The sequence below is a fragment of the Stenotrophomonas sp. CFBP 13724 genome (genome assembly GCF_014841975.1).
In the GTDB taxonomy this organism is placed as follows: domain Bacteria; phylum Pseudomonadota; class Gammaproteobacteria; order Xanthomonadales; family Xanthomonadaceae; genus Stenotrophomonas; species Stenotrophomonas lacuserhaii.
This window is the reverse complement of sequence record NZ_JACYUW010000005.1, coordinates 66,021-89,325: the sequence shown is the minus strand read 5'-3', so window position 1 is coordinate 89,325 and position 23,305 is coordinate 66,021. Positions and strand designations below refer to the sequence as shown.

At 67.1% G+C, this 23,305-nt stretch carries 18 protein-coding genes; 10 read left to right on the top strand and 8 right to left on the bottom strand.

The window, feature by feature from the left end; translation table 11 throughout:
• Positions 1 to 17: 17 nt before the first annotated feature.
• From IFT63_RS16640 to IFT63_RS16625, 4 genes are read left to right on the top strand one after another with little or no spacing between them, the layout of a single operon-like run.
• A complete protein-coding gene (locus IFT63_RS16640; protein ID WP_192085217.1) occupies positions 18 to 1,865 on the top strand; it encodes an amidohydrolase in 1,848 nt (615 codons plus the stop codon).
• Entirely contained in the window at positions 1,844 to 3,142 is a 1,299-nt protein-coding gene (locus IFT63_RS16635; protein WP_192085218.1) for an alginate export family protein, read from the top strand. Before IFT63_RS16640 ends, IFT63_RS16635 begins: the two co-directional genes overlap by 22 nt.
• Positions 3,136 to 4,770, top strand: a complete 1,635-nt coding sequence (locus IFT63_RS16630) for an MFS transporter (protein WP_192085164.1) — start codon at positions 3,136 to 3,138, stop codon at positions 4,768 to 4,770. The genes IFT63_RS16635 and IFT63_RS16630 overlap by 7 nt, the downstream gene beginning before the upstream one ends.
• 36 nt (positions 4,771 to 4,806) lie before the next feature.
• Positions 4,807 to 5,631, top strand: coding sequence for an alpha/beta hydrolase (locus IFT63_RS16625; RefSeq protein ID WP_101101395.1), 825 nt, complete (start codon positions 4,807 to 4,809; stop codon positions 5,629 to 5,631).
• Here IFT63_RS16625 and IFT63_RS16620 read toward each other — a convergent pair whose 3' ends face one another.
• Positions 5,632 to 5,856, bottom strand: coding sequence for a hypothetical protein (locus IFT63_RS16620; protein ID WP_192085163.1), 225 nt, complete (start codon positions 5,854 to 5,856; stop codon positions 5,632 to 5,634).
• Positions 5,857 to 6,007: 151 nt separating this feature from the next.
• On the opposite strand from IFT63_RS16620, the gene IFT63_RS16615 reads away from it, so the two are divergent.
• Complete coding sequence (locus tag IFT63_RS16615) at positions 6,008 to 8,572, top strand: methyl-accepting chemotaxis protein (protein WP_192085162.1); 2,565 nt, start codon at positions 6,008 to 6,010, stop codon at positions 8,570 to 8,572.
• 19 nt (positions 8,573 to 8,591) lie between these two features.
• On the opposite strand, the gene IFT63_RS16610 is transcribed toward IFT63_RS16615, so the two are convergent.
• Complete coding sequence (locus tag IFT63_RS16610; RefSeq protein ID WP_042614510.1) at positions 8,592 to 9,350, bottom strand: SDR family oxidoreductase; 759 nt, start codon at positions 9,348 to 9,350, stop codon at positions 8,592 to 8,594.
• Positions 9,351 to 9,451: 101 nt separating this feature from the next.
• On the opposite strand from IFT63_RS16610, the gene IFT63_RS16605 reads away from it, so the two are divergent.
• A complete protein-coding gene (locus tag IFT63_RS16605) occupies positions 9,452 to 10,357 on the top strand; it encodes a LysR family transcriptional regulator (RefSeq protein WP_042614509.1) in 906 nt (301 codons plus the stop codon).
• A 183-nt stretch (positions 10,358 to 10,540) separates the two neighbouring features.
• On the opposite strand, the gene IFT63_RS16600 is transcribed toward IFT63_RS16605, so the two are convergent.
• The 4 genes from IFT63_RS16600 to IFT63_RS16585 all read right to left on the bottom strand — a co-directional run bounded on the left by IFT63_RS16600 (position 10,541) and on the right by IFT63_RS16585 (position 15,719).
• Positions 10,541 to 11,104 carry a TlpA disulfide reductase family protein gene (locus IFT63_RS16600; protein WP_042614508.1) on the bottom strand — a complete coding sequence of 188 codons (564 nt, stop codon included), beginning with the start codon at positions 11,102 to 11,104 and terminating at the stop codon, positions 10,541 to 10,543.
• Complete coding sequence (locus tag IFT63_RS16595; RefSeq protein WP_192085216.1) at positions 11,101 to 13,488, bottom strand: protein-disulfide reductase DsbD domain-containing protein; 2,388 nt, start codon at positions 13,486 to 13,488, stop codon at positions 11,101 to 11,103. Before IFT63_RS16595 ends, IFT63_RS16600 begins: the two co-directional genes overlap by 4 nt.
• Positions 13,489 to 13,517: 29 nt before the next feature.
• Entirely contained in the window at positions 13,518 to 13,856 is a 339-nt protein-coding gene (cutA, locus tag IFT63_RS16590; protein ID WP_042614506.1) for a divalent-cation tolerance protein CutA, read from the bottom strand.
• Between the two features lie 69 nt (positions 13,857 to 13,925).
• A complete protein-coding gene (locus IFT63_RS16585; RefSeq protein ID WP_192085161.1) occupies positions 13,926 to 15,719 on the bottom strand; it encodes an endonuclease in 1,794 nt (597 codons plus the stop codon).
• A gap of 269 nt (positions 15,720 to 15,988) precedes the next feature.
• Here IFT63_RS16585 and IFT63_RS16580 point away from each other — a divergent pair, with 269 nt between their 5' ends.
• Positions 15,989 to 16,279 (top strand): co-chaperone GroES, encoded by a 291-nt coding sequence (locus IFT63_RS16580; RefSeq protein WP_042614504.1) that lies wholly within the window; start codon positions 15,989 to 15,991, stop codon positions 16,277 to 16,279.
• 89 nt (positions 16,280 to 16,368) lie between these two features.
• Positions 16,369 to 18,018 (top strand): chaperonin GroEL, encoded by a 1,650-nt coding sequence (gene groL / locus IFT63_RS16575; protein ID WP_042614503.1) that lies wholly within the window; start codon positions 16,369 to 16,371, stop codon positions 18,016 to 18,018.
• Positions 18,019 to 18,481: 463 nt separating this feature from the next.
• Here the strand turns inward: groL and IFT63_RS16570 are convergent, their stop codons facing one another.
• Both IFT63_RS16570 and IFT63_RS16565 read right to left on the bottom strand, forming a co-directional pair.
• Entirely contained in the window at positions 18,482 to 20,095 is a 1,614-nt protein-coding gene (locus IFT63_RS16570) for an FGGY-family carbohydrate kinase (protein ID WP_206756932.1), read from the bottom strand.
• A gap of 1 nt (position 20,096) precedes the next feature.
• The gene (locus IFT63_RS16565; protein WP_206756931.1) at positions 20,097 to 20,855 is read right to left on the bottom strand and encodes an SDR family oxidoreductase; all 759 of its coding nucleotides are present in this window, start codon (positions 20,853 to 20,855) and stop codon (positions 20,097 to 20,099) included.
• Between the two features lie 727 nt (positions 20,856 to 21,582).
• Between IFT63_RS16565 and IFT63_RS16560 the strand changes: the two genes are divergently transcribed.
• Both IFT63_RS16560 and IFT63_RS16555 read left to right on the top strand, forming a co-directional pair.
• Entirely contained in the window at positions 21,583 to 22,677 is a 1,095-nt protein-coding gene (locus IFT63_RS16560) for a 3-deoxy-7-phosphoheptulonate synthase (RefSeq protein WP_192085160.1), read from the top strand.
• A 253-nt stretch (positions 22,678 to 22,930) separates the two neighbouring features.
• A complete protein-coding gene (locus IFT63_RS16555; RefSeq protein ID WP_192085159.1) occupies positions 22,931 to 23,299 on the top strand; it encodes a hypothetical protein in 369 nt (122 codons plus the stop codon).
• Positions 23,300 to 23,305: the final 6 nt, after the last annotated feature.

The window sequence follows — 23,305 nt, the reverse complement described above, 5'->3', positions numbered from 1 at the left end:
CATCTCCGGAGCGACGCATGAGCACGCTGGTCATCCGCAATGCCCGCATCACTACCCTCGACCCGGCACTGCCGCATGCACAGGCGCTGGCCGTGCAGGACGGGCGCATCGTCGCCGTCGGCAGCGACGACGACATCATGCGCGGCTGGGCGGCCGAGGCTACGATCATCGATGCGCGGGGCCGCCGGCTGGTGCCCGGGCTCAATGACAGTCATACCCACCTGATCCGCGGCGGGCTCAACTACAACCTGGAGCTGCGCTGGGATGGGCTGCGCTCGCTGGCCGATGCGCTGGCCATGCTGAAGGTGCAGGTCGATCGCACACCGGCGCCGCAATGGGTGCGCGTGGTCGGTGGCTTCACTGCCGCACAGTTCACCGAAAAGCGCCTGCCGACGCTGGAAGAGATCAACACCATCGCACCGGATACGCCGGTGTTCCTGCTGCACCTGTATGACCGCGCGTTGCTCAACCGCGCCGCGCTGCGGGCCTGCGGCTACGACAAGAACACGCCGGACCCGCCCGGTGGGCAGATCGTGCGCGACAAGCTGGGCAATCCCACCGGCCTGCTGCTGGCCAAGCCGAACGCGGTGATCCTGTACGCCACGCTGGCCAAGGGCCCCAAGCTGCCGATCGAGTACCAGGCCAACTCGACACGCCATTTCATGCGCGAGTTGAACCGGCTGGGGATCACCTCGGTGATCGATGCCGGCGGTGGCTTCCAGAACTATCCCGAGGACTACCAGGTCATCGAACAGCTGCACCGCGATGACCAGCTCAGCGTGCGCATCGCCTACAACCTGTTCACCCAGAACAAGGGCGGTGAAGTCGGTGACTTCCAGCGCTGGAGCGAGATCCTGCAGCCCCGCCAGGGCGACGACCTGCTGCGCCACAACGGCGCGGGCGAGATGCTGGTGTTCTCCGCGGCGGACTTCGAACTGTTCAACGAACCACGACCGGAGTTGCCGCCGGAACTGGAGCCGGAACTGCACGACGTGGTCCGGTTGCTGGTGGAAAAGCGCTGGCCGTTCCGCATCCATGCGACCTACGACGAAAGCATCTCGCGCATCCTGGACGTCTACGAGCAGGTCAACCGCGAGGTGCCGTTCGACGGCCTGCACTGGTTCATCGACCACGCCGAGACCATCACCCCGCGCAACATCGAACGCATCCGCGCGATGGGTGGCGGCTTGGCGATCCAGCATCGCATGGCCTACCAGGGCGAGGCCTTCGTCGAACGCTATGGCGTGCAGGCGGCACGCCACACGCCGCCGGTGAAGCGGATGCTGGCCGAAGGCGTTCCGGTAGGCGCGGGTACAGACGCCACGCGGGTGGCCAGCTACAACCCGTGGGTCGCGCTGTCGTGGCTGGTCACCGGGCGCACCGTGGGCGGGCTGGCACTGTATGGCGATGAGAACCTGCTGGAACGCGAACAGGCGCTGCGCCTGTGGACGCAGGGCAGCGCGTGGTTCTCTGGCGATGAAGACCGAAAGGGCACGCTGAAGGTTGGCCAGCTGGCCGATTTCGTCGTGCTGTCGGCCGATTACTTCCGCGTGGACGACGACCAGATCGCCGACATCACCAGTGTGCTGACCGTGCTGGGCGGCCGTATCGTGCACGCCGCCGAGGACTACGATGGGCTGGCACCGGTACTGCCGCCGGCGATGCCGGACTGGTCACCGGTCAACCGCTTCGGCGGCTACCACGTCGGCGGTACGGCCACCGGCCTGGCGATGGCGCATCACCATCACCATGGCGCGCCCTGTTCCACCCACGGCGCACACGGCCATGCCGCCCACCATGCGGCACCGACCGGTGACCTGCAGGCGTTCTGGGGTGCCATGGGCTGCTCGTGCTTCGCGTTCTGACCCTCGCGGTGCTGGCGCTGCCCGCGCTGGCACAGGCACGCGTGCAGGCCGGCTGCGAGGCGGGCCATTGCACCGCGCTGGGCAACGGCGACCTGCAGTGGGACGCCTCGCTGCGGTTGCGGGGAATGTACTTCGACCCCACCCGCTTCGGCATTGGTGGCGGCGAAGATGGCTATGGCCTGCTGCGCGCGCTGGGATCGGCGACGTATCGCCGCGATGACTGGCAGGCACGCGTGCAGCTGGGCGTGCATGCCGAACAGGGACGCGCCGGTGGGCCCGGTGGCACCGATCAAGGCTCGCTGGACGTACAGCAGGCCTACTGGCGCTGGCAGGGACGGCACGCTTGGCTGCAGCTGGGACGGCAGGAAGCCAGCTATGGCAGTTCGCGGTTGCTGTCGGTGCGCGATGGACCGAACATCCGACTGGCGTTCGATGGCCTGCGGCTGGGCTGGCGCGGCGCGGCCGGCCGCCTGGATCTGCTGGCGCTGCGCGCGTTGGACAACCGTCCCGGCGCGTTCGATGACCGCAGCGAGCCGGGCGCCCACCTGTGGGGCGCGTACGCGACCAGCGCCGCGCAGGGTCGTCGCGGGCAATGGGATGGCTATCTGCTGGATTACCAGCGCGACGGCGCACGCTTCGCCGACGGCAACGGGCGCGAACGGCGGCAGACGCTGGGCACGCGCTGGTTCGGCCAGGCCGACGCACTCGACTGGAACGTGGAAGCGGTGGCGCAGCGGGGTCATCTGGATACCGCCATGCAGCGGCTGGACGTCCGTGCCTGGACGCTGGCCAGCGATACCGGCTGGCGCTGGCACCAGGCGCCGCTGCAACCACGGCTCGGGGTGAAGCTGGACATCGCCAGCGGTGACCGCGATGCGGGCGATGGGCGCCTGCAGACCTTCAATGCGTTGTACCCGAAGTCGTCCTATTTCAGCGAGGCCAGCCTGCTGGCGCCGGCCAATCTGGTCGACGTGCAGCCGACCCTGGACCTGCAGTTCAACGAGCGCTTCAGCACCCAGCTGGGCGTGCAGCTGGCCTGGAAACAACAGCGCAGCGATGCGGTGTACACCACGCCGGCACCGCTGGCGCCGTTGCCCGGCAGTGCCGGTGGCGCGCGTCGCATCGGCACGCAATACAAAGCGGAAACCCGCTGGCAGGCCAGCGAAGACTGGCTCTGGCAATGGCAGCTGGCCTGGGTGGATGCCGGTCCGGCACTGCGCCAGGCCGGTGGCCGCAACACTCTTTTTGCCTCCATCGTAGGAGCGTGGCAATGGTAAAGACCTCTTCCCCCGCTGCGCCCGGCGCCTGGGCGCCGCTGCAGATCGGCATGTTCCGCGCGTTGTGGCTGGCCATCATGGGCAGCAACATCGGCACCTGGGTCAACGACGTGGCCGCGGCCTGGGTGATGGCAGAACGCACCGGCTCGCCGCTGATGGTCGCGCTGGTGCAGTCGGCCACCACCGTGCCGATCGTGCTGCTGGCGCTGGTGGCCGGCACCCTGGCCGACATCGTCGACCGTCGCCGCTACCTGCTGGCCACCCAGGGCTGGATGCTGGCGGTGGCCGGCACCATGGCGGTGCTGACCCACCTGGACATGCTCAGCCCGACCCTGCTGGTGGTGCTCACGTTCTGCATGGGCTGCGGCGCGGCGATGGCGATGCCGGCGCAGGCGGCGATCGTGTCCGAACTGGTACCGCCGCCGATGCTGGCCTCGGCGGTGGCGCTGAACTCGATCGGCATCAACATCGCGCGCTCGCTGGGCCCGGCCATCGGCGGGGTGATCGTCGCCCAGCTGGGGGCCACGTGGGCGTTCGGCTTCAATGCGATCAGCTTCGCCGCCATGCTGGTGGTGCTGCTGCGCTGGCAGCGTGATCCGAAGGCCTCCAGCCTGCCGCCGGAGGGCTTCGGCGCCGGGCTGAAATCCGGCCTGCGCTATGCCAGCCGGGCCGGCCACCTGCAGGCGGTGCTGATCAAGTCCGCAGGCTTCTTCTTTTTCGCCAGCGCCATGACCGCGCTGCTGCCGGTGGTGGTGCGCGGGCAGATGCAGGGCGGGGCAGGGCAGTACGGCATGTTGCTGGGCTGCGTGGGCATCGGCGCGGTCAGTGGTGCCCTGCTGCTGCCGAAACTACGTGCGCGGCTGGACCGTGACCTGCTGGTGCTGCTGGCCACGCTGGCGCTGGCGCTGAGCCTGGTCGGGCTGGCCCTGCTGCGCAGCTGGGTGCTGCTGCCGCTGGCGATGCTGGTCAATGGCTTCGCCTGGATCACCGTGCTGTCTTCGCTGCAGATCGCCGCGCAGACCGCGGTGCCGGCGTGGGTGCGGGCGCGTGCGCTGGCGCTGTACATCATGGTGTTTTCACTGGGCATGGCCGCCGGTGGGCTGTGCTGGGGCGCACTCGCCCAGCGCAGCACGCCCACCCTGGCGCTGCTGGTGGCGGCCGTCGGTTCGGTGGTGGCGGGCCTGCTGGTATGGCGCGTGCGCATCTCCGGTACCGAAGAACTGGACCTGCGTCCGGCCGGCCACTGGCCCGCACCGGAGCTGTCGGTGGCGGTGGCGCATGACCGCGGACCGGTGCTGGTGACGGTGGAATACCGCATTGATGCGGCCGACCGTGCGGCTTTCCATGCGTGCATGCGCCTGCTTGGCCGCGTGCGCCGCCGCGATGGCGCGGTGCTGTGGGGCGTGGCCGAAGATGTCGCCAGCCCGGGCGTGCACCTGGAGTACTTCGTCACCGCGTCGTGGCTGGAGCACCTGCGCCAGCACGAACGCATCACCTCCGATGACAAGACCGTACAGGAGCAGCTGCGCACGCTCCACCGCGGCGAACGGCACCCGGTGGTGCGCCATTTCGTCGGCGGCAGCGATGCCTTGGATGCCGCCGTGCCGCACACCCACAGTGACATCTGACCCAATGTTCCATCCACTTCGACAGGAGCCAATCGCATGAGCCACTTCGTTACCGTCAAAGACGGCGCCCGCATCTTCTACAAGGACTGGGGCACCGGCCAGCCGATCGTGTTCGCGCATGGCTGGCCGCTCAGCTCCGACGCCTGGGACCCGCAGATGCTGTTCATGGGCCAGAACGGCTTCCGCGTGATCGCCCACGACCGTCGCAGCCACGGACGTTCCAGCCAGACCTGGGACGGCAACAACATGGACACCTACGCCGACGACCTGGCCGCCGTGCTGGAGCAGGCCGAGGTCAAGGACGCGATCCTGGTCGGGCATTCCACCGGTGGTGGTGAAGTGGCGCATTACGTAGGTCGCCATGGCAGCAGCCGCGTCGCCAAGGTGGTGCTGGTCGGCGCGGTGCCGCCGCTGATGCTGCAGACCGCCGGCAACCCGGAAGGCACGCCTCTGGACGTCTTCGACGGCATCCGCAAGGGTACTGGAGGGGATCGCTCGCAGTTCTTCCAGGACCTGGCCACGCCGTTCTTCGGTGCCAACCGCGATGGCAACGCGGTCACCCAGGGCATGCGCGATTCGTTCTGGCTGCAGGGCATGCTGGGCGGGGTGAAGGGCCAGTACGACTGCGTGCGTGAGTTCTCTGAAGTGGACTACAGCGAAGACCTGAAGAAGATCGACGTGCCGACGCTGGTGATCCACGGCGACGACGACCAGATCGTGCCGATCAAGGCTGCTGCTGAGAAGTCGATCAAGCTGCTCGCCAACGGCACGCTGAAGGTCTACCCGGGCGCGCCGCATGGCCTGACCTCGACCCACGCCGATCAGTTCAACGCCGACCTGCTGGCCTTCGCCAGGGCCTGATCAGGCCCCACCTACGAGCGATACATCGAAATGGCCGGAGCGTGCGAACGCTTCGGCCAGTTCGTTTCCGGCCTTCAGCTTTTCTACTCCCGCGTGCAACGTGGCGATCGCGCGTGCATTACGACCGGAAGGCACCGCCACCGCCTGGCGGATCGCGGTGAAGCGGTCGGCGGGCGATCCACGCCTGCAAGGTCGGCGCGCGCCCGCCGCAGCGAACCAGGCCACAGCAGGCACCGTGCGCTGTCATCGATGCGACTTGCGGCGCTGTTACAACGAGCAGCGTGCCGCGTGCAGCGCGGCACATTCCCGCATCAGCGGGCTAAAGTCCGGCCAGGGCAGGCCGATACCGATGCGTCACTCCGCCTCGGATCCCGTCATGCCGGCTGCCCCCCACATCCTGCGTTCTGCCTTCCCCCGCCTGCGCAACCTTGCGGCACGCGCGCGGCCTTCCCTGCGGCACCTGGCGCGGCTCAGCGTGGCCGCCAAGATCAAGGCCAGCCTGCTGGTCTGTGGCCTGGGCCTGATCACCATTGCCGCGATGTACGGGTGGACCAGCCACGGCAGCGAACGCGCCGCACGCAGCTTCGCGGTCTACCAGCAGGGCACCGGACTGGCCGCCACGCTGGCCGCCGATATCGCCGAAGCACGCCGCCTGCAGACCCAGTATGCACGCAGTTTCGATGCCGCCGATCGCGATGCGCTGCAGGCTGCCCAGCAGCGCCTGCGGGCCACCTTGCAGCAGCTGCGGGCGCTGCCGATGGACGCGGCGCGCCGGCAGGCATTGGCCGAACTGACCACCCAGGCCGACGCGTTCGCCGAAGGCATCGCCGCGCTCAACGCGCGCGTGGACGAAATGGGACGTGGCGACGAAGCGATGTCGGCGCAGCTGGAGCAGGCGGCCGACGCCCTGCAGGCGGCGGTGGAGGCAACGCAACGCCCGCTGCTGGCCCTGCACGTGCAGCGGATGCGCCGTGAGGAAAGCCTGCTGCTGTTGAGCGGCGACTCCCGGCATGCCGACCGCGCCAGCGAGGAGAAACTGCCGTTCGACCTGGCGCTGGCGGGCCTGCCGGCCGATACCCAGCAACAGCTGCGCGATCTGATGGATACCTACCAGGGGGCCCTGCTGTCCTATACCGCCGCCCGCATGGGGCTGGACGTGGAAGCGCAATCGCTGGTGGATACGGCGGCCAGCATCACCCCCGCGCTGGAGGCGTTCCAGCAGGCGCAGGCAGCCAGCCTGGAGCAGGCGCGCAGCCGCCAGCAGGCGCAGGCCACACGCCTGGGGGTACTGTTTGCCGCCTCGCTGCTGACCGTGGCTGTGGTGCTGATCGGCACGCTGTTGATGGTGCTGCACGCCGTGCGTCGACCGATCCAGGACACCCTGCGCTTCGCCCAGGATATTGCCGAGGACCGCCTGGATACTGTGTTGCGCGTGCATAACCCACACGATGAAATCGGCCAGCTGGCGCAGCGGCTGGGCCACATGCAGCAACAGCTGCGGGCACGCATCGAACGCGAACGGGCGGTGGCGCAGGAGAACGCCCGTGCGCGGCAGGCACTGGACAGCGCCTCCACCGGCCTGATGGTGGTCAATCCGCAGGGCGAAGTGACCCATGCCAATCCGGCGTTGCTGCAGACCCTGGGCGCGGGCGGGAACGACGTGCTGGGCCGGCCTGCGCGACAGCTGCATCCGGCGCTGGCGCGGATCGATGGCAGCGTTCGCCAGGAGTACGACATCCAGCACGGCGGCACGACCTGGCAGCTGGTGACCACGCCGATCTTCGACGACGGCCGGTCGCTTGGCGAGGTGGTGGAGTGGCGCAGCCGCGCCCTGGAAGTGCTGCTGGAGACCGAAGTCGGCGCGCTGGTGGATGCGGCGGCGCAGGGAGAGCTGGCCGGCCGCATTCCGCTGCAGGGAAAGCAGGGCTACGTGCATCGCCTGTCGGCCAGCATCAACCACCTGCTGGCGACCTTCGAACACAACCTCGGCGATCTGCAGGTGCTGCTGGCGGCGTTGGCGCGGGGCGACCTGCGCGTACGCATGGACGGGGACCTGGACGGTGTGTTCGCGCGCATGCGCGACGACGCCAACGCGACCGTGGACCAGCTGGCGGGCATCGTGGCGGGTATCCAGAACGCGGCGCGCTCGATCGGCGACGCGGCCGGTGAAATCAGCGCCGGCAATGCGGATCTTTCCACCCGTACCGAGCTGCAGGCGGCCAACCTGGAAGAGACCGCCGCGTCCATGCACGAGTTGACCGATACCGTATCGCGCAACGCCGATGCCGCCGGGCAGGCCGACACACTGGTACGCGCCAGCGCGGAAGTGGCCGCGCGCGGTGGCGACGCGGTGGGCCAGGTGCAGCGTTCGATGCAGGACATCAGCGCATCGTCGCGACGCATCGGCGAGATCACCGCGCTGATCGACGGCATCGCCTTCCAGACCAACATCCTGGCGTTGAATGCCGCCGTGGAGGCGGCGCGGGCCGGTGAGCAGGGCCGCAGCTTCGCCGTGGTGGCCAGTGAAGTGCGGCTGCTGGCGCAGCGCAGCGCCGATGCGGCCAGGCAGATCAAGGGACTGATCGAGGACTCGGTGCAGCAGGTGGGGCAGGGCACGCGTGCGGTCAGCCAGGCCGGTGCCACCATGGAAGAACTGCAGGCCAGCGTGCAGCAGGTGGCCGCGATCATGGCGCAGATCCGTGATGCCTCGTTGGAGCAGCGCAACGGCATCGGCCAGGTCAACCAGACCATCGTGCAGATGGACGCCAGTACCCAGCAGAACGCGGCGATGGTGGAAGAGGCCACGGCCTCGGCGCGTGCACTGGAAGCGCAGGCCGAGGTGCTGGCCGAGGCGGTGGCGGTGTTCCAGCTGCGCAGCGTCGGCGATGCGCGGTCGGCGTCCCTTTCCCCATCCGGAAAAAGGATGCCGGTCGCCGGTTGAGCCCGCCGTTGCGGATCGCCTAGATGAACATGCCGCCGGAGGCTTCCACGCGTTGGGCATTGATCCAGCGCGTGTCCGCCGACATCAGCGCGACCACGGCCGGGCCGATGTCATCGGGCTTGCCGGCGCGGCCGAGCGCGGTGGACGAGGCGACCATCGCATTGATGCCGGCATCGTCACGCACGCGGCCGCCGCCGAAATCGGTTTCGATCGCACCCGGTGCCAGCGTGTTGGCACTGATGCCACGCGCGCCGAGCTCCTTGGCCAGGTAGCGGGTGAACACTTCGATGCCGCCCTTCATCATCGCGTAGGCCGAACTGCCGGGCAGCGAGAAGCGCGCCAGCCCGCTGGACACGTTGAGGATGCGGCTGCCATCGGCGAGCAGCGGCAGCAGCGCCTGGGTCAGGAAGTAGGGGCCTTTCAAGTGCACGTTGACCAGGTGGTCGAACGCGGCCGGGGTGGTGTCGGCGATCAGCGCGTAGTGGCCTTCGCCGGCATTGTTGACCAGGCCCTCCAGACGCTCACGGCCCCAATCGGCAAGCTGGGCCTGCAGGCGTTCGACGAAGGCGGGGAACGAGGCGCTGTCGGCCACGTCCAGCGGCAACGCGGCAGCGCGACGACCCAGTGCTTCAATCTGCGCCACGACTTCGTCGGCCGCGGTCGACTGGCTGCGGTAGGTCAACACGATGTCGGCGCCATCGGCGGCCAGGGCGAGAGCGGCGTTGCGGCCGAGGCCACGGCTGCCACCGGTGATCAGCAGGGTGCGGGAAACGGACATGTCGTACTCCAACGGACGGGTAGGTGACCAGCCTATTGGGCTTGCGAGGACCAATAAACTGCGTGATCCTGATATGACTGTTCAATCAGGGGCGACAATCAATGGACAACGTGGCGCCGCTGCGTATCTTCCTGCACGTCGCCGAGCGTGGGTCCTTCACCCGTGCGGCAGAAAGCCTGGGCCTGCCCAAGGCCAGTGTGTCGCTGGCGGTGCAGCGCCTGGAGGCGGCGCTGGGCACCCAGCTGCTGCACCGGACCACGCGCCGCGTGCAGTTGACGGCCGATGGCGAGCAGCTGTTCCAGCGCGCCCGTGACCTGCTGGATGACATGGAGGACCTGCAAGGCATGTTCCGCCGCGATACCGCGCAGCTGCGCGGACGCCTGCGGGTGGACATGTCCAGTGGGCTTGCCCGCCACCTGATCCTGCCGCAGCTGCCGGCCTTCCTTGAACAGCATCCGGGGCTGGAGATCGAACTCAGCGGCACCGATCGCCGTGTCGATCTGGTGCGCGAAGGCTTCGACTGCGTGCTGCGGGTCGGTGCGCTGGACGACAACACGCTGGTGGCGCGACCGCTGGGCAGCATGGACATGGTCAACTGTGCCAGCCCCGCTTACCTCGCCGCGCGTGGCACGCCACTGACCCTCGACGCGCTGGATGAGCATCGCCTGGTGCACTACGTGAGCACGCTGGGGCAACGGCCTGCAGGGTTTGAATACCGCGATGGCGACCACTACCGGAGCCTGCCGATGGCCGGTGCGGTAACCGTCAACAGCGGCGATGGCTACACCGCCGCCGCGCTGGCCGGACTGGGCATCATCCAGGTGCCACGGCTGGGCGTGCGCCAGGCACTGGCCGATGGAACGCTGGTTGAAATCCTGCCGCAGCTGCCGTCCGAACCGATGCCGGTGACCCTGCTGTATGCGCAGCGCCGGCACCTTCCCGCGCGGGCGCGGGTGTTCATGGACTGGGTGGCCGCGCTGCTGCAGCCACACTTGTTGCCCCAGTAGGCACCGTCGGCGATCCAGTGGCGCAGCTCCGCGCTGGCGGCGCGCAGCAGATCCTGCGCGTACATCCGGTTGCTGTCCTCGCGCGACCGTCAGGCAGCGTTTAGAAGAAAACGGCCTTGAAAATCGGGGGAGGAGGAAACCGGTAACGCCTGTTCCGGTCGGCGGCCGCCGGGTCAAGCGCGCTCAGCCGCCGCTTGCCCAGCCTTCTATCTCACCCTTGGCGAACGGCCCCAGCTTCTGCCGCACGATGCGGCCCTGCGCGTCCACCAGCACCGTGTAGGGCAGCAGCCCCTGCGTGTTGCCCAGGCGCACGCTGGCATCGGCCGGGCCAGGGGTCTCCAGCACGATGGGATAGTCCACCGGCACCCGCCGCAGGAAGTCCTGCACGCCTTCGGCGGTATCCAGTGCCAGGCCCAGCACCTGTACGCCCTGATCGCCCTGGGCGGCGGCAAAGCGCGCCAGCTCCGGCATTTCTTCCACGCAGGGGCCACACCAACTGGCCCAGACATTGATCAGCAGCGGCCGGCCACGGAACCGTTGCAGGTCCAGCGGCGCGCCGGAAAGATCCGGCAGCACGAGGGGCGGGAGCGGATCGCCGATGCCCACTGCGGCAGGGGCGGATAGCGTGCCGGGCATCGGCACGGGTGCCGGTTGCTGCGTGGTCGCGGTGTCCAGCTGTTGCCCGGCCCACAGGCCCAATCCACCGGCCAGCACCGCTGTCCACAGCAGTGCCGGCCTCAGCTTCATCGTGCGGTACGCAGCAGCGCTTCTTCGGCCAGCGCCTGGGTCAGCACGCTGGGTAGCACGATCGGCGGTGCGCCGGGGCCGTACACCACGTAAAGCGGCACGCCCACGGCTTTGTGTTCATCCAGGAAGGCGGTGATCTGCGGGTCCACGTTGGTGTAGTCGCCACGCATGTACACCGCGTTCGTCCGCCGCAGCAGCTCCTGGAAATCAGGCCGCGACAGCACTGCGCGTTCGTTGGCCTTGCACGTCACGCACCAGTCTGCGGTCATGTTGACGAACACCACGCGGTTGTCCGCGCGCAGCCGGTCCAGCATTTCCGGCGAGTACGCCACCACGTTTTCGCCCGCGGCCTGCGCTGCCGTTGCCGGCGGGGCCAGCCGGGCAACGCCCCATACCGGCACCAGTGCCGCCAGGATCACCACGCCGGCCAGCAGCGCACCGACGCGCTGGCTGCGCCAGCGGCTGCGCTCGAACCACCACAGGCCCAGCGCCAGCAGCACCAGTCCACCCAGCACCAGCGCCATCGCATCCACGCCGCGCTGCTTGCCCAGCACCCACAGCAGCCACAGCGCAGTGGCGTACATCGGGAACGCCAGCACGTGCTTGAGCGTTTCCATCCACGCACCGGGACGCGGCAGGCGACGCGCCAGCGTGGGCACGAAACCGACCAGCAGGAACGGCAGCGCCAGGCCCAGGCCCAGTGCCAGGAACACCAGCATCGACTGCAGCGCGGGGGCCGCAAACGCATAGGCCAACGCCGGGCCCATGAACGGCGCCACGCAGGGGCTGGCCACCACGCAGGCCAGTACCCCGGTGAAGAAGTCACCGACCGGACCGCTGCGCGAGGCCAGCGACTGGCCGATGCCGCCGACATTGCCGCCCAGCGTGAACACGCCGGACAGGCTCAGGCCGACGGCGAACATCAGGTACACCAGCGCGGCGATGAACCACGGATGCTGCAGCTGGAAGCCCCAACCTGCGGCCTGGCCAGCCGCGCGCAGGGCCAGCACCAGGCCACCGATCACCGCGAACGCCACCAGCACGCCGGCGGTGTACCAGAGCGCGTGCGCGCGTGCACGCTGGCGGCTCTCACCGCTCTGCGCCAGGCCCAGCACCTTCAGCGACAGGATCGGCAGCACGCACGGCATCAGGTTCAGCACCAGGCCGCCGGCCAGCGCCAGCAGCAACACCACCAGCAGGCCCTTGGCGCTGGTCGGTTCCGGTGGGCGCGTGCGCTGTGCGTTGTCCGCGCTGGCATCCGGGCTGGGGGCCGTGGCACCCGCGGTGGCCGCATCCAGGCCTGCAGCGTCAGCGGGAATGCTGTCGGGAATGATCGGCACCACGCGACGGTTGTCGGTCTTTTCGCCGCCCGTGCCGTCGCTGCGCTGGGCCTCACGCGGCAACGCGGCCGGCAGTTCATTGCTGGCCGCGGTGGTCGCCGCCGTTGCGTCGACCTTGCCCGCGGGAATATCCAGCCGCACCCGGCGGGTCATCGGGGGGTAGCAGATGCCATCGGTCTGGCAGCCCTGGAAAGTCACCACCAGGGTGGCATCCAGTGCCTCGGGGCGGCTGCGGTGCAGCGGCAGGGTGGCGTCGGTCTGGTCGAAGAACACTGCCACGTCGCCGAAATGTTCATCGCGATGCGACTTCGCCTGCGGCCAGCGCAGCGCATCCACGCGGATGCCGTTGGCCCCTTCCAGCTTCAGCGAAGTGCGGTCGCGGTACAGGTAATACCCCTTGGCCGGGGTGAAGCGCAGCAGCAGAGTGTTGCCATCGTCGACGATGGCTTCGAAGCCGAAGGCCTTCTCCGAAGGCAGCGGCAGGCCCTGCACGGCCGCGGCGGTGCCGGGCAGGCGCAGGCCGCCGCTGTTGCCCCCCAGCGGGGTGGCCAACGGCGAAGCACCGGTTGCTGCGGCAATGCCGGTGGAAGCGGTGCCGGCGCCTGCACCGCCGCCGGGCAGCGCAACCTGGATCACGCGCTTCTGCGGCGGGTAGCACACCCCCGCATCGGCGCAGCCCTGGAAGCGCACTTCCACGCTGACGGTGCCGGTGGCCGCAGCGGGTTGGCCGGGCAACGTCGCGGTCAGGCGCTCGCGATAGGTCTCTACTTCGCCGAAGAAATCATCGTGGTGGCGCTCGCCGGCCGGCATTTTCAACGCGCCGGCATTGAACGCCGGATCGGCCTTGACGCTGGTGCGATGGCGATACAGGTAATACCCCGGGGCGATCTTCCATTGCAGCTGGATCTGGTCGCGCTGGGTCGCCGTGGCACTCAGCGCGAACGCTTCGTCCACCGGAAACAGGTCCTTCTCGCTCAGTGCCCACGCGGGCAGGGACAGCGCCAGCAGCGCGCACACCGCAGCGCCACGACGTAATGACGCCATCCATGCTGATTTCATGAAACCTGCTTTCATCAACTGTGTTCCTCCCGGGTCTGTGCCCGGATCCAATCCAGATAGGCCGGCAAGCCGGCGCGTGCTTCGACCGCGATGCACTCGGGGAGTTCATACGGATGCAGTTCGACCAGCCGCGCCATCGCGGCATCAAGCCGGCTGGCGGTGGTCTTGACCAGCAGCTGCAGTTCGCTGTCGGTGGTCACTTCGCCCTGCCAGCGATACGTGGAGCGTGCACCCTCCTGACGGGTGACACAGGCCGCCAGCCGCTCGCCGACCAGCGCATGGGCGATGCGCTCGGCGCTGGCCAGGTCAGGGCAGGTGGTGAACAGCAGCAGGACGGGATCGGCGGTCGACATCGCCGCCGAGTATAGGGCCCCGGTCCGGGCAGAGGGCCGGACCGGGGCATGAGACAAATCGGAAAACGATCAGTTGGCCAGCTGGCAGCTGCTCGGCTTGGCCGAGGTGAACAGGGCAGGGGTGGCCCACTCTGGGTGGTCGATGAACGGATTGCGGTTGCCCTGGAAGCTGTAGATCACCTCGTTGCGGGCCCGCTCCGCGTCGGTCGGCGGGTCGGCCAGGTGCCAGTCGATCAGGGTCGACAGCAGGCCCATGTAGGCTGGCGAACTGCTGGTCTTGACGATCCTGCTGCGGTCGTCGGTCAGCTCCAGGTCCGGCTCGGACTGGCCAGTTGCGGCATCCTTGCCCCCTTCATAACGGATCGCCATGTACATCACCGCACGCGCCATGTCGCCCTTGCGCTTGCCCCACACCTCGAACGTGCCCTGGTTGCCGTCAGGGGTGCGCACCCAGTTGGAGTTGCCCGGATAGGCACCGCTGCCGCCGCCCTGGCCGTTGTTGGGCTCGGTGGCGCGCTCGCCGCAGTTGCTGTCGCACTTGGCGAAGGGCTTGTTGCCGCGGTCGGCATTCCACTGCGCATCGGTCAGGTACAGCATGTGGGTGTCGGTGTAGGGCGCATACGGCAGACCCTTGTCGCCGGTGGTGCTGGCAAAGCCCAGCGAGTTCGGCCAGGTGTGCTCGCGGTTGTAGGTCAGCCCGCTGCCGGTGCCCGCGCGGCCGCTGCCCTTGACGTAGCTGCGGTTGCGGTAGGCGTCGAGCACGTTGCCGGCGTTATTGGGATCTTCGTCGGCGATTTCCAGGATGGTCCAGGTGCTGGTGCCCGAGCCGCTGTACGGATACGCGGTGTGGCCCTTGATGGTTTCATGCAGCGAACAGCGCAACTGGCTGGGACTGGAGGTATTCACCCGCGAGTAGTACTCGCCGGGATTGCCGGGGTTGCCCGGGTCCGGGTTGCCGGTACTGCTGGCCACGGTGAAGGCGATGCGCGAATCCGCAGCCGGGCGGGCGCCCTGGCTGTCGCTGATGCGGCTGGCGCGGATATCGAAGCGGCAGGCTTCCCCGGCCACCAGCGCGGTGTTGGTGGAAAGCTTCAGCGTGCGGCCACTGGACGGGTGGCTCAGCGGCACGCTGCCGGACTGGCCGCAGCTCAGCGCGAAGGCGCCGCTGGCCAGCGTGACATTCTCGCTGAACACCACTTCCAGGTCACCGGCGGCGGGGAAGCTGCTGCTGCCCTGGGCCGGGATGGTGGTGGACACCGACGGCGGCGTATTCGGGCCCGGGGTGCCGGGGCTGCCGCTGAAGGTCTGGCCGGCGTTGCAGGCGCCGAAGGTCTGGGCGGCGGACGCGGCCCAGGTGAAATGGGCGTACTGGCTGCCATTGCCGGTGAGCTGCAGCGAGGTGCCGGGCGCGGTGCTGTTGCTCTCGGCGACGGGGATGTTCTGGCTGGTCAGGCCGGCGGCCGGGCCGCTGGCGGCAGTGATGGTGCCCTCGTAGCTGAGGAACTGGACCACCGCACCGCTGGCATCGACCAGCGCAATGCCATCATTGGACCCGTTCTGCAGGCCATTGGTCGGGTAGCTGACCACCGCGATACTGGCGCTGCCACAGGCTGCCGCGGTGCCGGCCGGGACCGCGTTGTTGGCATACACGCTGGCCGCCGACGGGGTGCTGCCGTTGTACAGGTACAGGCGGTAACCGGACAGGTCCTCGCCAGCGGTGGCGACCACTTCAATCGCCTCGCCGACGTCCCCGGCCGGGGTGCTGTCGTCGTAGTGCAGTTCGTTGATGAAGACCTCGGCCCGGGCGGGCGAGATCGCCAGCGCCAGCAGGCAGCCAGCGGCAAGTGGTGACAGCATTCGCATCGACTACTCCTTGTGAGCGGATCCCCTGAGGGGAATCTAAGCCGATTGCGTGACACTTCTGTCGTATTCGGCACGGGTGAGCCCAATGCCGTGACGGTGGTCACCAAAAAAAATTCTTTCCGAGGCCCTTGAAAGGGCAGGTCCGGGCTCCATCTCTGCTGTGTCCCGGTCTGCCGGGCTTTTTTCTCGCGCGGTTCTGGCAGTCACCTGGGGTGAGTGCTAAAGTCGCCGGAATACTTCCGTACAATCAACAACTTGAGAGGTCTCACATGAGCAACTTGAAGCCGCTTCACGACCGCGTCGTAGTCAAGCCGATCGAAGCCGACGAAATCTCCGCCGGCGGCATCCTGATCCCGGATTCGGCCAAGGAAAAGTCGACCAAGGGTGAAGTCGTTGCCGTGGGCCCGGGCAAGGCGCTGGACAACGGCAGCGTGCGCGCCCCGTCCCTGAAGGTCGGCGACAAGGTCATCTACGGCCAGTACGCCGGCAGCAGCTACAAGGAAGCCGGCGTGGAATACAAGGTCCTGCGCGAAGACGACGTGCTCGCCATCATCGGCTGAGCTGCGATCGCGCAATCCGTTACCCCGTAGACCCCTTTCATTATCAATGCTGCCGGGCCTGTCCCGGCGCTACATAACAGGTGAATTCAATGGCTGCCAAAGATATTCGTTTCGGTGAAGATGCCCGTGCCCGCATGGTGCGTGGTGTCAACGTGCTCGCCAATGCCGTGAAGGCAACCCTGGGCCCGAAGGGCCGCAACGTCGTGCTCGAAAAGAGCTTCGGCGCCCCGACCATCACCAAGGACGGTGTGTCCGTTGCCAAGGAAATCGAACTGGCTGACAAGTTCGAGAACATGGGCGCGCAGATGGTGAAGGAAGTTGCTTCGCGCACCAATGATGACGCAGGCGACGGCACCACCACCGCCACCGTGCTGGCCCAGGCCCTGATCCGCGAAGGCGCCAAGGCCGTTGCTGCCGGCATGAACCCGATGGACCTCAAGCGCGGTATCGACAAGGCCGTGATTGCCGCCGTCGCCGAGCTGAAGAAGATCTCCCAGCCGACCGCTGACGACAAGGCGATTGCCCAGGTCGGCACGATCTCGGCCAACTCGGACGAGTCGATCGGCAACATCATCGCCGAAGCGATGAAGAAGGTGGGCAAGGAAGGCGTGATCACCGTTGAAGAAGGCTCGGGCCTGGACAACGAGCTGGACGTCGTCGAAGGCATGCAGTTCGACCGCGGCTACCTGTCCCCGTACTTCGTCAACAACCAGCAGGGCCAGACCGCTGACCTGGATGACCCGTTCATCCTGCTGCACGACAAGAAGATCTCCAACGTGCGTGACCTGCTGCCGGTGCTGGAAGGCGTCGCCAAGTCGGGCAAGCCGCTGCTGATCGTGGCTGAAGAAGTCGAAGGCGAAGCGCTGGCCACCCTGGTGGTCAACACCATCCGCGGCATCGTCAAGGTCGTGGCCGTGAAGGCTCCGGGCTTCGGCGACCGTCGCAAGGCGATGCTGGAAGACATGGCCGTGCTGACCGGCGGCACCGTGATCTCCGAAGAAGTGGGCCTGTCGCTGGAGAAGGCCACCATCACCGACCTGGGTCGCGCCAAGAAGGTGCAGGTTTCCAAGGAAAACACCATCATCATCGACGGTGCCGGCGACGCTGCAGGCATCCAGGCGCGCGTCACCCAGATCAAGACCCAGATCGAAGACACCTCGTCCGATTACGACCGTGAGAAGCTGCAGGAGCGCGTGGCCAAGCTGGCCGGCGGCGTTGCAGTGATCAAGGTCGGCGCATCGACCGAAATCGAAATGAAGGAAAAGAAGGCCCGCGTTGAAGACGCCCTGCACGCAACCCGCGCAGCCGTCGAAGAAGGCGTGGTCCCGGGCGGCGGTGTGGCCCTGGTGCGTGCGCTGGTCGCCGTCGGCGATCTGAAGGGTGCCAACGAAGACCAGACCCACGGTATCCAGATCGCCCTGCGCGCCATGGAAGCCCCGCTGCGCGAAATCGTGGCCAACGCCGGTGAAGAGCCGTCGGTCATCCTGAACAAGGTGAAGGAAGGTACCGGCAACTACGGCTACAACGCTGGCAACGGCGAGTTCGGCGACATGGTCGAGTTCGGCATCCTGGATCCGACCAAGGTGACCCGTTCGGCCCTGCAGAACGCCGCTTCCATCGCGGGTCTGATGATCACCACCGAAGCCATGGTGGCCGAAGCCCCGCGCAAGGAAGAAGCGGCCGGCGGCGCCGGTGGTGGCATGGGTGGCATGGGTGGCATGGGCGGCATGGACTTCTAAGTCCAGCGCTTCCCGTAGCACCTGCAGCATCAAAAACCCCGCCGGAAACGGCGGGGTTTTTTGTTGGGTGGTGTCCGGTGGGTGACCACCCGAGCCCCGGTGGGTGACGACCGTTGGTCGTCACGCTGTTGACTCCCGGTTCCAATATCGCGATGCCTGAAACACGCCGCGCTCTGCGCTCGCCGAGCATGGCTCGGCGCTACCACCTTTCGTCACTCATTCCAGCGTTACGCAGGACGTTTTCTACACGCGCGGAAGAATGTGGCCTTCGTTGATCGGCATGTGATCCAGGAAGCACACGATGTGCTGATTCTCAAAACGACACGTGCCTCCAGCAGGCCAGTGGCGATGGCGCAGGCAACGCAATGTGGCATCAATTCAGTCCATCAAGACGGAGCATAAGGACCTTCTTCACAATGCATGCAGGCCTTGCGACGTGCCGAAAGAGAACCTACGGGAGCCATCAGCTGTCACGGCCAACGCGCGACAGCGCCTGCAGCCGTCCGAACATCGTGAAGCGCTGCTCGTGGACTTCCTTCCAGGTCGACGACGGCTGCGTGATCTCGCACACGTGGCTCATCGCGCGCATCGCGGTGGCGACGTCATCAAACGCACCTGCCGCTACGGCGCCCAGGATCGCCGACCCGAGTAGTACCGGTTCCTCGCAGGTGACAGTGACGATGGGGCGCCTCGCCGCGTCCGCCAGAAACTGCCGCGCCACGGACGAACGGCCAGCGCCACCGCTGATCATCACGCGCTCGATGTCCGCACCGTGAACGGCCTGCGTATCGATGATCTGGCGCAGCCCGTAGCCTATGGCGCAAACGCCGGCAAGATACAGCGTAACCAGGCTGGACACGTCGCGCTCCATCCCCAACCCACATACGACCGCACGTGCGCGCGGGTCCGCATGTGGCGCCCGGTTACCGAGGAACTCCGGCACGATATGCAACCCGCACAGACGCTCGACGAGGTCTTCGTTGGGACGTTCACCGAGGTCCGCAAGCGCCTGCTGGACGAGCCAATCCGGCAAGCTCAGCCCTGCGGCGGTGGCCAGCGTAGTGGCCTCGGCATGCGCAGGATGGAGAGACAGCAGGTGCTCGATCGCGGCGCCCGCCGCTGACTGCCCACCCTCATTGAGCCACAGGCCGGGCACCATCGCGGAAAAATAGGGCCCCCAGACACCTGGCACGAAGACCGGCCCGGTGGTCGTAGTCATCGTGCAGGCGGAGGTCCCGAAAACATACGCCAGATTGCCGGTAACATCGCCCGTCGCACCAACCGTGCCGATCCCCCCGGCATGTGCATCGATAAGCCCTGCCGCCACCGGCGTGCCCGGCCTCAGTCCGAGCTGGGCGGCCGCTTCCACGGTAAGCCCTCGGCTGAGCGGTGTGCCGGCCACCACGATTTCCTGCCCTATCCGCGACAGATCATCGGCAAGCTCGCCCAATCCGATCGCTTGCAGATAGTCTTCATCCCAACGGCCTTCATGGCCGAGATGGTTCCACTTGCACGTCAGCGGGCAGGACGACCGCTGCAGACTGCCTGTCGCGCGGAAGGTCAGGAAATCAACCAGGTCCATGAAATGCGAAGCGGCATCGTAGACCGCGCGTCGATGCTCTTTCAGCCAGAGCAGCTTGGGCATCTGCATTTCCGGCGAGATCGTTCCTCCCACAAAGCGCAGCACAGCGTGCCGTCCCGCATTGATGCGCTCGGCCTGGCGCATGGCGCGATGGTCCATCCACACCACGATGTCCCTGTCTGGATGCTGCGGATCGCCAACAGGCAGGCCGTTTTCATCTGCGCCGAGCACGACGAGCGAGCAGGTTGCATCGAAACCTATTCCCTCGATCTTTTCCGCTGCGATGCCGGCAACGGACGAGGCCGAACGAACCGTCATGCAGACGGCCCGCCAGATCTCGCTGCTGGACTGCTCCACGTGACCGTCGGCGGATCTGTACACCGTGATGTCCTGCGTGGCGACGCCCAGCAGACGTCCGCTCAAGTCGAAAACGCCAGCACGAACGCTCGCCGTACCGACATCCACACCGATCACGTGCCGCTGGATAAGCGGCACCTCAGAGATTCGTCATGTTGGGCAGGATCACCAGGTCGCGGACCACCACCCCGCGCGGGCGCGTCAGCATGAACAGCACCGCCTCGGCCACCTCTTCGGCCCCCATCAACGAACCATCGGCAAGCGCCTGCTCGAGCTTGGCCTTCGGCCAGTCCTCGACCAACGCGGTCCGCACCGGACCGGGCAGCACCGCGCCCATGCGGATACCGAACTGCGACACTTGCTGCCGCGTAGCGTGCAGGAAACCCTGCACTGCGAACTTGGAAGCGGTGTAGACCGGCTCCCACACTACCGGCACCACGCCGGCAACCGAACTGGTGAACAGGATGTCACCTGTTTTACGCTCGATCATTCCAGGCAGTACGGACCTTACGCAACGGAATGCTGCCTTGACGTTGAGATCGAGCATCCTGTCCCACTGCTCCGGATCCCCCTCCGCTGCAGCGCCACCGACATACGTTCCGGCGTTGGCATGGAATATATCCAGCGGGCCGACGAGATCGGCGATCCGCGCGTCCAGTGCCGACACCGCCTCGGTATCGAGCAGATCCACAACGAGCGGCCTGGCCCGCTGGCCCAGCTCCGCGCATACCCGTTCCAGCTGCGATGCATCGCGATCGATCAAGACGACGTCGGCACCCGCCTCAAGTAGTCGCTTCGCACACGCAAGGCCGATGCCTGCGGCGGCGCCGGTGATCGCTGCGGTTCTATTGTCCAGTCTGTAATTCATCGGGGGACTCCGGTTATCAGGCATTTCCATCTGCCTGGTCTTTCATCTGGAAGGCGAGCTGCGTCGCGTGCGGGGCGGCCGTTGTCAGGCCGGGGGGCGAGGCAGCAGAGGCGAACGTCAAGGAAGTTGACGGCGTCACGCGCCTGCCGGCGCGGTGACCAGCGTGCGCATGATTCCGCCTGCGCGTTGTTTGGAACGCCGAATCATCGTGGGTAGCCGGCCGAGAATCAGTCAAGGCGGCAAAGGGAGAAATGATCGATTTCCGCGAAACAACGCAGCATCCACGACATATCCCACGGGCGCGGGGGGGGGGATGAAGTCAGCTCCTGCTGGATTCGAAAGGCGAGCAGGGAGCTGGTAGTGCGGTATGCGGCAGGCAGCCCGCGGCGCTACCGGCTTCTGTCGAAGGGAACGACTCGCCGGTCACGCGCGCTTCGGCAGGGGACGGGTGGATCCGGCCTGGATAGGGCCGGTGCGTTGGCGATGGACGAAGCCCGCCCGTCAGGCTGAACCTTTTCCGCAGTTGCCGATGTAACAGTTGGCAGCGCTGAAACCCTGTGATATCAATACTCCCCAATGAACGCACGTCGCGCCAACTCGTACTTTTGGTATTACTTTCCGAAGCCACCGGCGGAGGAAGGACTGCGTTCACCCTGAAGAAACCCTTCAGCCGCATTCCCGAAAGCCGCCAGCGACCCTGGCGGCTTTTTTGTTGCCGCCACGCTGGGGACCCCCACACGTTCGAGAGACCCCCGCCATGCCCCCCCATACCGACGACCTCCGCATCCGCAAGATCGAACCCCTGACCCCGCCGGCGCAGCTGCTGGCGATGCTTCCCTGCGACGATGAAGCGTCCGATACGGTCAGTGCCTCGCGCGCGGCGCTGCACGCCATCCTGCACGGAACTGATGACCGCCTGGCGGTAGTCGTCGGCCCGTGTTCGATCCACGACCCGGCCGCGGCCATCGAGTACGCCCAGAAGCTCAAGCCCCTGCGCGATGCGTTGGCAGGTGAACTGGAGATCGTCATGCGCGTGTACTTTGAAAAGCCGCGCACCACGGTGGGCTGGAAGGGCCTGATCAACGATCCGGACCTGGACGGCAGCTTCAACATCAACAAAGGCCTGCGCACCGCGCGTGGCCTGCTGCGCGACATCAACAAGCTGGGCCTGCCGGCCGGTGTCGAGTTCCTGGACGTGATCTCGCCGCAGTACATCGCCGACCTGGTGGCCTGGGGCGCGATTGGTGCACGTACCACCGAAAGCCAGGTGCATCGCGAACTGGCCTCGGGCCTGTCGTGCCCGGTGGGCTTCAAGAACGGCACCGACGGCAACATCAAGATCGCCGCGGACGCGGTGGGGGCGGCGACCAATCCGCATCATTTCCTGTCGGTGACCAAGCAGGGCGACACCGCGATCGTGGCCACCGCGGGTAATCCGGATTGCCATGTGATCCTGCGTGGCGGCAAGCAGCCGAACTACGACGCGGCCAGCATCGCCGATGCCTGCCAGGTGCTGGCCAAGGCCAAGCTGCCGAACCGCCTGATGGTCGATGCCAGCCACGCCAACAGCCTGAAGAACCCGGACAACCAGCCGAAGGTGATCGAAGACATCGCCATGCAGATGGCCGGCGGTGAGCAGCGCATCGTCGGGGTGATGATCGAAAGCAACCTGGTCGGCGGACGCCAGGAACTTGTCGAAGGCCAGCCGCTGGTGCATGGCCAGAGCATCACCGATGGCTGCATCGACTGGGCCACCACCCAAGTCGTGCTGGAACGACTGGCGGAGGCCGTGCGTGAGCGCCGTGAAGCGATCGCGGCGATGTCCGAAGAAGTACAAACCGAAGCCGCCTGAGCGGTGCAAGGGGTGTGGGTGACGGCTGCTGCCTGCGGGGGCGCGCCGTCATCAGCGGTGGCTGGCGGAGTTGGCAGCCACCGCAGCCGCACCGGCGATGCGCCTGGCGCTGGGGCAATGACCCGGCGCCAGGTCCATCGCCGGGGGGCGGGTTTCTTCCTGGGATTCAACGGTTGTCAGCGGGTGACGCCGAGCATGGCTCGGCGCTACCGAGGCAAGTGCGGTGCACACCAACACGCGTATCCTGCAGCGCATGCAATCCCCTGACATCGCCAGTCCATTACGCACCCTGCAAGCACACGAACGCCTGTTGATCGAGGCCGTCGCCGCTGTGTTGCCTGCCGAACCGGCAGCGCAGCTGCGCGTGGATGTGGGCGTTGCGATGGCGGTGGATGAAAGCGCGTTGCTGGTGGGCTTCGTGCTGGCCGGCCATGCGCGTCCAACGCCGCCCGGCGATCATCCCTATCCGGTGGAAATCGAGGTGCCCGACGCCGATGGCGAGGCGCTGAGCATCATCCTGTTCGCCGATGAAGACGGCCGGTTGCTGCAGATGGAGATCATCCGCTGGGACGACGAGGCGGTGCAGGCGCCGAAGTGGGATGAGGCGACGTACGCGGTGTAGGTCCGT

What these genes read in the sequence shown, in the direction of transcription:
- IFT63_RS16565 (WP_206756931.1), bottom strand. Translation starts at nt 20,855, where the DNA reads ATGGAAATGCCTGATAACCGGAGTCCCCCGATGAATTACAGACTGGAC.
- IFT63_RS16600 (WP_042614508.1), bottom strand. Translation starts at nt 11,104, where the DNA reads ATGAAGCTGAGGCCGGCACTGCTGTGGACAGCGGTGCTGGCCGGTGGA.
- groL (WP_042614503.1), top strand. Translation starts at nt 16,369, where the DNA reads ATGGCTGCCAAAGATATTCGTTTCGGTGAAGATGCCCGTGCCCGCATG.
- IFT63_RS16580 (WP_042614504.1), top strand. Translation starts at nt 15,989, where the DNA reads ATGAGCAACTTGAAGCCGCTTCACGACCGCGTCGTAGTCAAGCCGATC.
- IFT63_RS16605 (WP_042614509.1), top strand. Translation starts at nt 9,452, where the DNA reads ATGGACAACGTGGCGCCGCTGCGTATCTTCCTGCACGTCGCCGAGCGT.
- IFT63_RS16555 (WP_192085159.1), top strand. Translation starts at nt 22,931, where the DNA reads ATGCAATCCCCTGACATCGCCAGTCCATTACGCACCCTGCAAGCACAC.
- IFT63_RS16615 (WP_192085162.1), top strand. Translation starts at nt 6,008, where the DNA reads ATGCCGGCTGCCCCCCACATCCTGCGTTCTGCCTTCCCCCGCCTGCGC.
- IFT63_RS16640 (WP_192085217.1), top strand. Translation starts at nt 18, where the DNA reads ATGAGCACGCTGGTCATCCGCAATGCCCGCATCACTACCCTCGACCCG.
- IFT63_RS16595 (WP_192085216.1), bottom strand. Translation starts at nt 13,488, where the DNA reads ATGGCGTCATTACGTCGTGGCGCTGCGGTGTGCGCGCTGCTGGCGCTG.
- IFT63_RS16625 (WP_101101395.1), top strand. Translation starts at nt 4,807, where the DNA reads ATGAGCCACTTCGTTACCGTCAAAGACGGCGCCCGCATCTTCTACAAG.
- IFT63_RS16630 (WP_192085164.1), top strand. Translation starts at nt 3,136, where the DNA reads ATGGTAAAGACCTCTTCCCCCGCTGCGCCCGGCGCCTGGGCGCCGCTG.
- cutA (WP_042614506.1), bottom strand. Translation starts at nt 13,856, where the DNA reads ATGTCGACCGCCGATCCCGTCCTGCTGCTGTTCACCACCTGCCCTGAC.
- IFT63_RS16610 (WP_042614510.1), bottom strand. Translation starts at nt 9,350, where the DNA reads ATGTCCGTTTCCCGCACCCTGCTGATCACCGGTGGCAGCCGTGGCCTC.
- IFT63_RS16585 (WP_192085161.1), bottom strand. Translation starts at nt 15,719, where the DNA reads ATGCGAATGCTGTCACCACTTGCCGCTGGCTGCCTGCTGGCGCTGGCG.
- IFT63_RS16560 (WP_192085160.1), top strand. Translation starts at nt 21,583, where the DNA reads ATGCCCCCCCATACCGACGACCTCCGCATCCGCAAGATCGAACCCCTG.